Source organism: Proteus sp. G2618, from assembly GCF_009915995.1.
Classification (GTDB): Bacteria; Pseudomonadota; Gammaproteobacteria; order Enterobacterales; family Enterobacteriaceae; genus Proteus; species Proteus terrae.
Genome location: NZ_JAABNI010000003.1, coordinates 29,879 through 43,382 on the forward strand (window position 1 = coordinate 29,879; position 13,504 = coordinate 43,382).

Consider the following 13,504-nt stretch of genomic DNA (forward strand, 5'->3'; position numbering starts at 1 on the left):
ATGGAAATTCGTCAGCCAATTCATAGTGAACATGCTAAAAGGCTTGATACAGAAGGACTTCGCAAGGAGTTCCTGATAGAGAACCTATTCTGTGAAGGGGAAATGAATCTCACTTATAGCCATATAGATCGTATTATTGTTGGCGGTATTGTTCCTACAACACAGCCTTTAGCATTAATGGCGGGTAAAGCCTTAGGCGTTGATTTCTTTTTAGAAAGACGTGAGTTAGGTGCTATTAATATTGGCGGTGCTGGTAAAGTGGTTGTTGATGGTGATGTCTTTGACATTGGTCCTCGTGAAGCGATTTATATCGGAATGGGCGCTAAAAGTGTCGAATTTACCAGTGACAGTGTAGAAACGCCTGCACGTTTTTATATGAATTGTGCACCAGCTCATCATACTTACCCAACACGCAAAATAACGCAGCAACAAGCATCACCAGAAAAAATTGGTAATGCAGAAAACTGTAACGTTCGTACTATTTATAAATTCTTACACCCTTCAGTTTTGCCAACATGCCAATTATCTATGGGGATGACGGTTCTTGAACCGGGTAGCTTATGGAATACCATGCCTTGCCATACTCATGAACGCCGTATGGAAGTGTATCTCTATTTTGATATGAAAGATGACAATGTGGTTTTCCATTATATGGGAGAGCCAACGGAAACTCGTCATTTGGTTGTTCGTAACGAACAAGCAGTGATAAGCCCTAGTTGGTCAATTCACTCTGGTGTGGGCTCAGCATCTTATACCTTTATTTGGGGAATGGTCGGTGAAAATCAGGTCTTCCACGATATGGATCATGTGGCAATGAAAGATCTGAAATAACCATAAATAGTTATATTTTCTTCTTACCCTACATATAAAAAGGTGTGGCTATAAAGCCACACCTAAGAGGTTATTGTTATGAATTTATTCGATTTAAATGGCAAGGTTGCTATTGTTACAGGTTGTAATACCGGGTTAGGTCAAGGTATGGCTATTGGTTTAGCCAAAGCAGGTGCAGATATTGTTGGTGTTGGGATCCAAGATGCACCAGAAACTCGCCAACAAGTAGAGGCACTGGGGCGCCGTTTTCATTACATTACGCAAAATTTAATGAAACAAGATGGATTACAAGCGCTGGTGGATGAAGCCATTTCTGTTATGGGGCGCATTGATATTTTAGTAAATAATGCCGGTATTATTCGTCGAGAAGATCTTTTGGAGTTTGGTGAAAAAGATTGGGATGATGTGATTGATATTAATCAGAAAACACTATTCTTTTTATCCCAAAAAGTGGCTCGCCAATTTGTGAAACAAGGAGAGGGTGGCAAGATAATTAATATTGCTTCTATGCTCTCTTATCAAGGTGGCATTCGTGTGCCTTCTTACACCGCAAGTAAATCTGCAGTAATGGGACTAACTCGCGCATTGGCGACTGAACTCTCTCAGTACAATATCAATGTAAATGCAATTGCTCCGGGCTATATGGCAACAGATAACACGGCCGCTCTGCGTGCTGATGATGCTCGTAATGCCGCTATTGTAGAACGTATTCCTGCTGGACGTTGGGGAACACCTGAAGATGTTGCAGGTCCTGCGATTTTCTTAGCCTCTAAAGCCAGTGACTATGTTAATGGATACACCATTGCCGTTGATGGTGGTTGGTTAGCTCGTTAATTTCATGGAGAAATAGGATGGAACACGCTAATACAGAGACTTTGCAAAGAGAGCTTGTATTACAAAACATGAAGCGAGTGTATCGTTATCAATCGGCTAATCAAGTTCGCAGTGTTCGTCGCCGTAGTGGTAAAACCCGTTTTATTAAAGACACAGATTGGGAACGTGGTGTTTTATGGAGTTGTGTAAGTGCAGCATGGCAAGCTACACAAGATGAAGAATATCTTAATGGCATATTGAATTACACATTACATACAGGGTTTAGAACAGGTCCTAATGCGCGTTTTGCTGATGATCATGTTTGTGCACAAGCTTATCTCGCCATTAGCCCGCTTTTTGAACAACCTGAAGTGATTGAACCAACAATCAAAGCATTTGATATCATGCTCAATGAGCCAAAGCCTGGCCGTGAAGATTGGTGGTGGTGTGATGCACTTTTTATGGCGCCTCCAGGATTTGCTGCATTAGCCGAAATCACCAATGAGCGACGTTATTTAGATTATATGCACACAGCTTATTGGGATGCGATTGACCATTTACGTGATCCTGAAACAGGGCTTATCTTCCGTGATCATCGCTATATTCCTGATGGTCAAGGCAATGAATTGCGTGAAGCTAATGGTGAAAAAGTATTTTGGAGTCGTGGTATAGGTTGGGTTTTAGCTTCGATACCGCGTATCTTAAAATATATGCCTGATGATTATCATGGCCGTGAACGTTATATTGCATTATTTAAAGAATTAGCGACCTCCATCCTAGATTATCAACATGAAGATGGTTTTTGGCGGACTAGTTTACTCGATCCTGATAATTTTCCTGCACCAGAAAGTTCAGCAACAGCGCTATTTTGTTATGGGTTAGCATGGGGAATTAATCAGGGAGTATTAGAGAAAGATGTGTATTGCCCCGCATTAAATAGAGCATGGTCAGCATTACAAACCTGTATTCATGACAATGGCATGATAGGTTGGGTTCAACTTCCGGCATTTAACCCTCGTGAAGTGAAGTTCGAACATAATATGGATTATGGTGCTGGTGCTTATTTATTAGCAGGAAGTGAAGTTTTAAATCTTTTGTAACATTGCTAGAGCTTTGATATTGACGCTTTGTTGTTTTTCTTGCGCTTTACATGCCTTCCGCGCAATATTTTCCTATCTAGGATGCCGACCAAAAATAAGGTCGGCTTTTTTATTTTTAATATAATAAGAGGTAACAGATTACTGTTACCTCTTATTATAAATTTGGGTGCTTAGATTAAACCGTAATCACTTAATGAGAAAACTGCGGGGGATTAATCCCCCACAAGGCTAGTGTTTATTATTGATAAACTTAACCTGAACATTTATATATTCACTATTAATGGTGAAATTCTCGATTGGATTATTGTAGAATAAAATTATCAGTAATACCGTGATATTTATACTAATAACAATCACACTAATCAGAGAATATTTGTTCATCTTCTTGACAGCTCCTTTATAAGGAGGCAGAATCAAATTGTTAGGGTTTGAGTCCGCCTCGGTGAATATAAAATATATTTTCCGGGGCTTTTCTCTTTCTGGTGTTTGCAAAATGCTTGAACCAGATTGATCCAAGCACCCGCGCAGAGGATAACAAAATAAACATCGAGCACAACACATTTATTCTCAATAATAAAGCTATCGATTTGTTTTTTCTTTTTTAAATAATTAATTTATTCGTTAACTTGTTTTTAATTTTTTAATAAAAAAGAGTCTCGATATTTTTATATCGAGACTCTTTAGTTTATAAAGTTACGAAATTTACTTAACTAAATTAATAACAGTAGGTGTTGCCTGTATTGTTGTTGTCGTAATAAGAGTGTTGTTATTGTGGTGCTTAATAATAACACCGGGTTGAGGTGTCGTTAATTTCCATATTCCTTTTACGGTAATAGTACTATTTGTTGATTGCGATTCTGCTGTAAGCCAATGACGAGAATAAACACTAACTTCGATTTGATCACCTTTATCATCAAATTGATCTTTTTCTCTACCTTGATATAAATTTAAATCAGGATTAACAATACTTAATGTTAATTGCTGATTTTGTATTTTAGCCATGACCATAACCGGCGCATCACTGGATAATAATGTTGCATCCGCTGACTTTAACTTAGTGGCTTCAAAAAAAGCATATCCCTCTTCTTGGGTTATTTTATCTTTTACCGCATGAAGCTGATCATTATGTTGTAATACTGTGTATTCGGGAGCTTTATTATTTTGTGCTTCGATAGCTATTGCATATTCATAATTTGCATTACTCGGTGCTTTACCATGAGAAATAACAGCTGTTGCAAATAATTGTTCTGTTGGTTTTGAATTTCTATCATCAAGTGAATGTTGTTTTTGATAACTAAACTCTACGGTTTGTCCTTTAGTCAGCTTATATAAATTACCGGCAGGATCAATTAAAGTATCTGCATTATTTAAAGTTAACTGAGTACCTAATTGATTAATCTCTTTGCCATTAATTATCACTGATTGTAATTTAGGAACAGCGAACTGGAATAGTGTTGTTTCTGTTGAATGTTGCTTATCATCATTTTCAATACCTGAGCCTAAAGCGATCACTCTATTATCAAATAAGAAATAGGATTTATTTGCCTTCAAGCTCTGTTGTTGATATTTACTGTGGCCATGTAATTTCATAGCAAACATACTGTTGTTATTTAATGTATTGGCACCAGAATAACTCTCAGTTGAAAGCAACATTTCTTCAATACCCGCACTAGGTAATTGATTAAGTTTTGCCTCAAGTTCGTTATATGGAAGATGAATTGTGGTTGTTCCTGGGTATCGATTCCAATCCCATCCGGCATGGCTAAACCCTGATTGAGTTAAATCAGCTGGAATAATTTCTAATTGTCCATATTGTAAATAGCGTCCATAACGATTGTTATTCTCATAACTTTCATTACCAACAAGATAGCGACTAAAACCACGAGCAATTGTAAGCCAGCTTTGTTGTGGTGACTGGGCTGATGCTCTGCGTTGTATTGCCATTGACGCATAATTCATTGCCCATGCACCAACAGGTTCATTTTCAGCCTTAATACCTTCAAAATGTGCTTTGTTATCTAATTTTGCATAAGCGGCAGATAATGTGGGATCTAACTTCTGTTTACCATCAGGAGTTCCTGCTAAGGCCATCCATTTAAATGGAGCTATCCCAATTTTATGTAATCCTGTGGGATGACGGCCACTTAATACCACAGGAATTTGTGTCTCTTTAGTGTAGATCCGCATTTTTAAAAGAACATCTTTTAAACGCTCATGAGCTGAAGTTGATAAGCGAAAAGGAGAGTCACTTAATGCATAAACACTCGGTGCTAAACCCCCAAATGCGTCTTTAGCGTAGGCTGGATAATGTTGTGAATGATGAAAAATAGAACCATCGGATTTGAAACCACCGGCAACGCCTTTTGAACTTAGTATGGTTTTATTGAGCCAGCTTTGCAGTTGTGCTAAAGCTTGTTGGCGTTGTTGATAATCTGGCAACATCAGTAAGCTTTTTATCATCCACTGTAATTGAGTATTGAGAATATCAACGTTCGCATCAACGATTTCATCATCTTTTTCGAAAATTCGTCCAGTGGCGTTGTACCACATCATCGCTTGTTGAGTGGGTGCTAAAAGGTTGTTTTTTGCGAGAATATGACGACCAATAAACCATGCATCAAAAAGCTCTCTGGTTTGATAGCCAACATGAGTAATAATTTGATAACCACTACCTCGTGTAAAACCTTGTTCAAGAACGTAACGAGTTCCTAATAAATAGAGATCTTCTAATTTTTTTCGATCGGTTGCTGATAAGGAATTACTACGCAAGTAAATAGCAGTTTGAAGAAGTGTTTTACCCACATCTCTTAGCATATTAGCATCAAGCAATGCTTGTTTTGTCTCATCACTAAATACACCTTCGACTTTCATAAAGTTTTGCCGGTTAGGATGATCTAGTGCTTTCCCTGTTATTGAACCATCAGCGTGTTGTGTTAATTCTAATTTTTCCCAGAGCGCTAAATTTTTATTTAGCATGTCAGAGGTGATTTTTTTCTCACTACTAATTCCCTGATAATACTCAAAACGCTGGTAAATTGATGCCATCTCAGCTTGATCGTCATGAAATTCGGTATCGAAATTTAGAGTTGGATAATGCGCTTTAAACATCTGATCGTACATCAGTAAAGCACTCCAGTTTTTACTGACCATGGTATTTACTGCATTATTTACGTACGGTGTTTGATAGTCAGGAACTGCCCAACGATTATCTAAAGGTACACTCATAATAATTTGATCAAAAAATAGAGTTCCAGCCTGATTTGGGGCAGCTATCACTAATTGATCAAATTGACCTGTTGCTGTGCCTTGCATATCACGAAAAGGAATTGCAATACCTCTCCATCCCGTAAAATCAAGTTGAGTATCGAAACTTAATGCAATTTTATTATTTTGTTTAAATGCAAATGTTAATGGGGAAGATTGAGGTTTCTCATTATAAATCCACATCATAAAAGTGAGTGGTGTCGCTGTATTTTTATCATCTTGGTAATTAACAATATTATTTAGTGTTAATGTTGTTTGTGGTTGATATTGCCATTTGAGTGATTGTTCACCATCTTTAGCATGCTGTTTGCTCAGTGATAATTGATTATTATCTGAAGTGGTGAGGGTATTAGGTATTTCACTCTCAAAGAGATAAATATCACCGAAAGTTTCATGGGAAAGAGAAGGTAATGCCTGTGTGGGTAATGATAAACATAAGCTTAATGCTATTGCATGTGCTAAAGGATTTTTTATTAGCATAATCAGATTTCCTGCAAATAAAAAAGGAACGCAAGTGCGTTCCTTTTAGTGATATCAAGAGAGAGGTGAAAGTTTGATTTCTTGTGGAATACCAAAGTAACTGGTAAACGTTAGTTCAGTGTTATCACCTGAAACGTTATATTTTACGCCACTATTTTTATCAGTAGGTTGCCATTTCCCGTTGATGGTGACATTGATAGTAACGGCAGTTGCTGCTTTCTGACGTGTCATGTTTAAATCTGGTGTAACAGCACTAACAGTGAGTGTATTTCCTTGATGATGAGTCATCACAATCGCAGGTTTATCAACCTTTTTGATCCATTTATCTTCGATTGAAGCAGATTGATAAAAGGCGTATCCCGTCACGTTGCTGAGTTTATCGTAAATAATATGAACATCTTTATCTTTACGAAGAACCTGATATAACCCATTATTTTCACGGAATTTTTTAGCCATTACTCCCATTTTTTCAGGAGTTGCATCTAAAAAGACCATATACTCATAACTAGAATCTTTAGGTTGAACACTGTGATCAATCCACGCTGAACTGAAGTTTCCTTCTGTTGGCTGGCGGTTTTTATTTTCAGCCGAAGTCTGGTGTTGACGACTGATATTCACTTTTTCAGCTTGAGTAATTAAATAACCATTACCGTTGCTATCAATTAACCAATCACCTTGTTTTAGTGTTGCTTGATAAGGAAACGCTTCAACTTTTTGTCCATTAATCCAAATGGTATTTAATGATGGCGTTATGGCATGTTGAAATAAGGTTGTTTCAACATCTTTATTCTTATCACTGCTATTTATATTGCTGCCAATAAAAATTAAGTGGTTATCAGCAGCTAATACACTCTTTTTCGCGGTAAAATTAGGATCAAAACGCTCAAGATTAGCAGGATAAATCAGATCGAATGCCATCATGCCATATTGACCTTCAAGAGCTGATGTTCCGCTAAATCCACGCTCGCCACGTTGCATTAATGTATGAGGTTTAGGGCTGTCTAATTCTTTAAGAGGAAGGTGAATTGTGGTTGCCCCTGGCATCCTATTCCAATCCCAACCTTCTTGCTGATAGCCCTGTGAAAGCTGCGAACCATTACTCACTATTTGAGCGACACCATGACTTTGATAACGACCATAACGGTTATCTTTGTTATAAATTTCAGATGACCAAACATTGGTATTATAAGCTTTCAGTGTCACCATTTTATCTTGCCAGCGATGAATACCAAAAGCCCCGCCATTAAAGGAATAGAAACCTTGAGGCAAAGCAGCTGGCGCAATAGTTTCTCCAAAAATAGCATTCGATTCGCTTTGTGTTTTATCACTTATTGCAAGATAAATAGACGCGAGTGTTTTATCTGGAGACGGTTTTGCAGACATGGCAAGCCAGTAGTAGCCTTGTGCGACGGATTTTAACGAAGGTGAGTTAAAGGGGTGTCGCCCAGCAAGAGGTAACCCAACTTCAGGGTTACTGTAAATCCACGCTGAGACCATTGCTTTTTTCAGGTTATTCCAACCGCTTTCACCCACTGAAAATGGTGTGCCACGTAGTAAATAAATGAGCTGAGAGGCATTTTTAAAGGCAGGGAAAGAGTAACCTGGATAGTTACCTTCATGGCGCCACGCCGTGCCATCAGGACGTAAACCATCTTTACCGCCTGGTGGTACCTGAGTTAACGCCCCTGTGATGTAATGACTGAAAGTATTAACTAAGTTGATGCGCTTTTGATCATCAGGCTCTAGTAGTAATAAAGCTAAGTGCTGACGAGATAAGGTATTGAAATAGTCTAAGTCTGAACTATCTGCTCCTACCTTCATATCAAAACTACTTTTAAACTCTCGTGAATACCACAGTAATGAATCATAAACTTGAGTTTGTAGATTTGCTTCTTTTAAGGCATCAGACATTAATAGTGTAGAAATGTACCACCAACGAGAACTGTACCCCCAGTGATGGGTTGTGACTAATGCACTTCCTTTAACAAAGCCTTGGTCTAATAAATGCTTTGTCATTAATAAGTACATTTGTTTTAACTGGGCTTTTTGTGACGGATCTTTTTCAAGGACATAAGCACGGCTGATATTAAACATTAATGTTGTGTAGTTACCAAGAATGACATAATTATCAAAAAGTGGCTTATCTTGAGCATTAAGGTTTTCTGGCTGATAAATAATAGTTTGTTTATCTGTGATCAGATGTCGCCCTTGTATTCCACCATCCGCTAAAGTGCGAATATTGAGTGCATCAAAGTCACTTTTTAATTTACTAATATTTTCTTCTAGCGCGAGATTTGTCTCTTTTTCACCACCGACAAATTCATTAATCAAGCGTTGACGAATAAGATCAATCGCCGCTAAATTTTCAGGTGTCACGGGTAACTGAGGTTGTACGTTATGAAATTGGATCTCAGGCTCTGATAAGCGTGTTTTAACTTGATAATCAGACCATTGATAGCGAGCATCATCGATAGAAAACATAATACGATCGATATAGATTTCACCCTGACCTACATTTGATGGGGCTTTAAATCGAATGCTATCGACATTAGCACCTAAAGAGCGCCCAATGCTGTCTTGAGTACCATCAGAAGAGGTATTCATTGCATTTAAGGACATCTCTCGATTTTCAAGATCATTATTTAAAGAGATCCCAATAGCACGCCAGCCAGTGAAATTTAGTTTTACTTTAAAACCTGCTTGCGCTTCGCTCGTTGAATTCAGCTTCTCTCCAAAATCGATAGTAAGATAGCCATCAATGGGTTTTTCATTATAAAGCCAAAATGATAAAACAGGTGTTGATGCACGTCCCCATGCTTTAGACGCTTCTTTATCTGTTGGGACAATAAGTTTTTTATGCAAAGTAAAACTGCTGCCACCTTTCCATTTCCACAAAAGGGATTGGCTTCCCATAACACTACGTTTATCAGATAACGTCAGTGTTGAGTTTTTATCTGATGAAAAGTCCGCTAATGGGTTACTTTGCGCAAAGTGATAGATTTCTGACTGCATCAGATGTTTAGGATCAAATGCAGGATTGCTGGTAGCTGCAAGTGCATTATAAGGGGCTGATAATAGCCCCAGTGTCATAGCAAGTGCAGTAAAGCGAAATATCGGCATTATTTTTCTCCTTAGAAACGTTGGCTAACGGTGAAGCCAATACGTCCTTCATTGAATTTGTCATAACGCTGATATCCCATTGTTGTGCCTAAATTTAACGATTGGGTAATATCGAGATTTGCCCCTAATTCAGCACTAATAATGTCGCCACCAACACGATTTCCTTTAATATCGAAGGTACTTCCTCCAGTATTAAAATATGTGAGGCTATGACGTTGATTAATATTATTGTCACCTGCAATATCTTTGAAATAACGCAGATTAAGGGATGGAGTTAATTTGCCATAAGTGGTTTGATAGCTATTCCATAAAGCAACTGAACCACCTAATTGATTAACAGCATAGCGTTGACCATAAGTTCGCATAGATAATGCAGAGCCTGTTTCTTCCCATGAATCAATATTTAGCCATTGATATTGGTAAGTCAGCATTGGTTTAATATGGATGAAATCAAAATCAAAATAGGTTCCAGCGTTAATTTGATAACCTAATTGCACACCAGAATAGTTGCCTTTTGCTTTGGTATTTCCTTCCCATCCAGTATTACCACCGATATCTCGTTCGCTATCGACAGTGTAATAACCAATATTTAAATTACCGTTTAGGAATAATGTGTCACTATACCAACCGGTGTAAGGCATAAATTCAAAATGGTTAATTTCTTTACTTGCGTTACGTTGTTTGGCATCAGCTTTTGCGTAGTTATAAGCAAAAGAAACACCGATAAGAGCATCTTGATTAATTTCGTAATCAGTACCGATTTGAATGCCAGTACGGTAGGTGTTGTAACCGTTAACTCCACCTTGATTACTTTGCGTACCATAACCGTACAGCACATTAGCCCAGCTATTCCAGCCAGCTTCTCTTTCTTCAATTGGTAATTGGTTATCATAGCGTAAATAGCGATGAGCAATATTATTGCGCATATCTTCAACCATGATTAATCCCGCTTGAATATCACTACCATCAGCTATAGGGGCTAAATCATTCGATAATGCAGCAATATTATTATCGTCATTTCCAGCTGCGACTAATAGACTCAGTGCTTCATCTGAAACTTGGCTACGCGTATTATTAAATTCATTTAGTACAGTTGGAATAACAAAATTGGCTGCTGCTAATCCATTTTCACTAACACCACCACGTTCGGCAGCACTAATAAAGTTATTACCACCTTCGTAGCTAATACCATAACGCGCAACTAACTGGTTACCACTAACACCACCGCTAATATTAGGTGGTGTAGTTTCTAACCATGAATCTGTTTTTTCTAATAAAGGAGAAACATCGGGTGCAATAGCATTTGCATCTGTAACCGTAATCCCAGCTTCATCTTTAATGGCTGAATTGGAAGAAATTAAAACAATATCTTTATTTATGATGTTATCGACACTGGTGCCTTTAAAATCTAGCTTGGCTTGGCTACCTTTCTTAAAGGTGACATCACCGTCAACATGAAGAATGGTTTCATCGGTATTGGTATTGTCATCAAGGCGGAAAATAAGCTGGCTATTTTCCTTATTCATGAAATTACCTTCCCAGTGGATCGTTCTATCTTTTCCTTGGATAGTTAAATTGCCGTGGTTTTCAATTAATGGAACACCTGTAATTTTATATCCATCAAATAGGGCATTTTGAGCACCACCTTGATAAGCGAAATTTATTTTAGTATCCGCATGGCTATTTCCTAAAATATCACCGTGGATCTCACCATTTACATCACTTCTAAAACCTGTTTTCAGTGTCCTAAAATCAATGGCTGCGGTTTTTCCACGAATAATGGCACCGTCTCTGATATAAACTCCCGTGCCTCGTTTAGGAAAATCACCTTCAACCAATATGGCTGTACCATTTTCACTGGTCACATTAGCGCCATTTAAGTTGATATTACTGCTAAAAGAAGCCCCTTGATTTATTTTGATGGCACTGGCTCCATCACCAGTAACAGTAATATTTTTTGTAATTGCTTGAGCTTTGTATTCTGTTGATGAGCCATTAAATACAACACCATCACCTTGAGAAACAGTAACATCTTTATTTATTTGAGCCGTATTCCCGTCATTAATATTAACTGTTTCACAGATATTTAAAGTAGGATCACATTCTGCCGCCCATGCTGAACCATAAATAGCTGATAAAATAGCAGCGCTCAAAAGTAACAATTTTTTATTTTTCACAATATAACTCCATAAACAATTATATGGTTTTAATTATTAGAATGTTGCTCGGAATGAAACTTTGAAATAATCCTGAGTTGATTTACTACCATCGTTTTTATTTTCAACTCGTTCATTATAATATTCCGTCATGACTCGCCATTGAGGTGATATTTGATAAGCCATTTGTAAGGTATAACGTGTCATATCTTTTTCGATATAAACGCCTTTATTTGTTCTATCTTCTATTTTCCCGAAAATAGATTTACGCATTGATGGAGAAACAATTAATCCTATTGGAGTTGTCCAGTTTACATACATACGTAATTGTTGATTATGGTTTGTTTCTTTTGTGTCGTATTCTTCATGTCGTATTGCTTGTTTACCACCATCAAAATAAGCCACAGTTGTATTAATATTAGGAGTGACAAAATAACGTAGACCTGGTTCAATTTCCCAGCCTAAGTAATCCGTATTTGTGATGCCATTACTGCGTTTGTCTTCTTTCTTTTGTAAGCCAAATAAAACGCTACCCGTTAAAACCCAATCTTTATTAATTGGAAATTGGTAATTAGTTTTTGATTCATAAAAATCAATAGTTAAGCGGCTACCATTATCATAATTAGTTAGATCTTGACGTACTTTTAAACCGGGTTGGATCCAACCATTATTTAATTTAAAGCGATAACTACCCTGTAAATCATAACGCTGATAACGATTTTTATTGTCATGCTCACGTTGACGAAAACCAACATCAAAATACCAGTTAGACTTATCTGGATTAATATTGAAATCTACACGATAACCAGCATAGTTATTTGATGTATCGTAATCTGCCGTTTCCCAAGAAAACATGGCATTGACATTAGCTGCCTGAGAATGAAAAGAAGTTAAACCTAAGCCAAGAAGAGGTAAAAAAAGAGCAATACGAAGTTTGTTCATGGTATATATCCAATTCTTTATTCGCTTTTATTTGTGTCAATTTTTAGGTGTAGGACATCTTTCCCTTTACTTTATTAAAAGGATTTTTTATATCAGCGAATTGGGTTTATATATAGCGCCATAAAACTATGGCGCAGATATTTTTATTATGGGCTTTAGCCAGTTTAAGTCGCGTCAGCGTCTTAAATATAAAACCACCCGCTATGCGGGTGGGTATTAAAGGTTATACCAAGAAAAACACCTTTCCGTTACGATATAGATGTTCAAGCTAATATTCGTAACTTAAATAAGGAAAGGTGTTTATGGGCATTAAAGCACAAAGCTCAGCACATACAAAGTGGCTGTGTAAATACCATATCGTCTTTTCGCCGAAATATAGACGGAAAGTAATTTTTAATAAAATTCGTTCAAGTATAGGTGAAATCCTTCGAGGCCTTTGTAAATATAAAGGTGTAGAAATAATCGAAGGGCACCTTATGCCAGATCATGTTCATATGTTAGTGAGTATTCCACCGAAGATATGCGTATCAAGCTTCATGGGATATTTGAAAGATAAAAGTTCGTTGATGATCTTTGATAGACATGCCAATCTCAAATATAAATTTGGCAACAGAAAGTTTTGGGCGGAAGGGTTCTATGTCACAACAGTTGGACTCAATGAAGCCACAATTCAAAAGTATATCAGAGAGCAAGAAAAGTCGAATTTAATCTCGGATAAATTGAGCAATAAAGAATATGAAAACCCCTTCAAGGGGTAAGCCAAAGTAGCAAAGACACTGAGCTTGAACGAAGAGAAAG

At 37.4% G+C, this 13,504-nt stretch carries 8 protein-coding genes; 4 read left to right on the plus strand and 4 right to left on the minus strand.

Going from position 1 to position 13,504, the window contains the following annotated elements; all coding sequences use genetic code 11:
• The 3 genes from kduI (at window position 1) to GWJ01_RS00770 (ending at window position 2,744) form a co-directional block, all read left to right on the plus strand.
• Window positions 1-831 (plus strand): 5-dehydro-4-deoxy-D-glucuronate isomerase, encoded by an 831-nt coding sequence (kduI, locus tag GWJ01_RS00760; protein WP_098942140.1) that lies wholly within the window; start codon window positions 1-3, stop codon window positions 829-831.
• Window positions 832-909: 78 nt separating this feature from the next.
• A complete protein-coding gene (gene kduD / locus GWJ01_RS00765; protein ID WP_098942141.1) occupies window positions 910-1,665 on the plus strand; it encodes a 2-dehydro-3-deoxy-D-gluconate 5-dehydrogenase KduD in 756 nt (251 codons plus the stop codon).
• A gap of 17 nt (window positions 1,666-1,682) precedes the next feature.
• A complete protein-coding gene (locus GWJ01_RS00770) occupies window positions 1,683-2,744 on the plus strand; it encodes a glycoside hydrolase family 88/105 protein (protein ID WP_161710585.1) in 1,062 nt (353 codons plus the stop codon).
• Window positions 2,745-3,446: 702 nt separating this feature from the next.
• Here the strand turns inward: GWJ01_RS00770 and GWJ01_RS00775 are convergent.
• From GWJ01_RS00775 to GWJ01_RS00790, 4 genes are read right to left on the minus strand one after another with little or no spacing between them, the layout of a single operon-like run.
• Window positions 3,447-6,488, minus strand: coding sequence for a chondroitinase family polysaccharide lyase (locus GWJ01_RS00775; protein WP_161710586.1), 3,042 nt, complete (start codon window positions 6,486-6,488; stop codon window positions 3,447-3,449).
• A gap of 54 nt (window positions 6,489-6,542) precedes the next feature.
• Complete coding sequence (locus GWJ01_RS00780) at window positions 6,543-9,608, minus strand: chondroitinase family polysaccharide lyase (RefSeq protein ID WP_109401516.1); 3,066 nt, start codon at window positions 9,606-9,608, stop codon at window positions 6,543-6,545.
• A gap of 11 nt (window positions 9,609-9,619) precedes the next feature.
• Complete coding sequence (locus tag GWJ01_RS00785) at window positions 9,620-11,785, minus strand: autotransporter family protein (RefSeq protein WP_161710587.1); 2,166 nt, start codon at window positions 11,783-11,785, stop codon at window positions 9,620-9,622.
• Window positions 11,786-11,821: 36 nt separating this feature from the next.
• The gene (locus GWJ01_RS00790; RefSeq protein WP_109392826.1) at window positions 11,822-12,706 is read right to left on the minus strand and encodes an OmpG porin family protein; all 885 of its coding nucleotides are present in this window, start codon (window positions 12,704-12,706) and stop codon (window positions 11,822-11,824) included.
• Between the two features lie 302 nt (window positions 12,707-13,008).
• Between GWJ01_RS00790 and tnpA the strand changes: the two genes are divergently transcribed.
• Entirely contained in the window at window positions 13,009-13,464 is a 456-nt protein-coding gene (tnpA, locus tag GWJ01_RS00795) for an IS200/IS605 family transposase (protein WP_161710588.1), read from the plus strand.
• The last annotated feature ends 40 nt before the right edge of the window (window positions 13,465-13,504 follow it).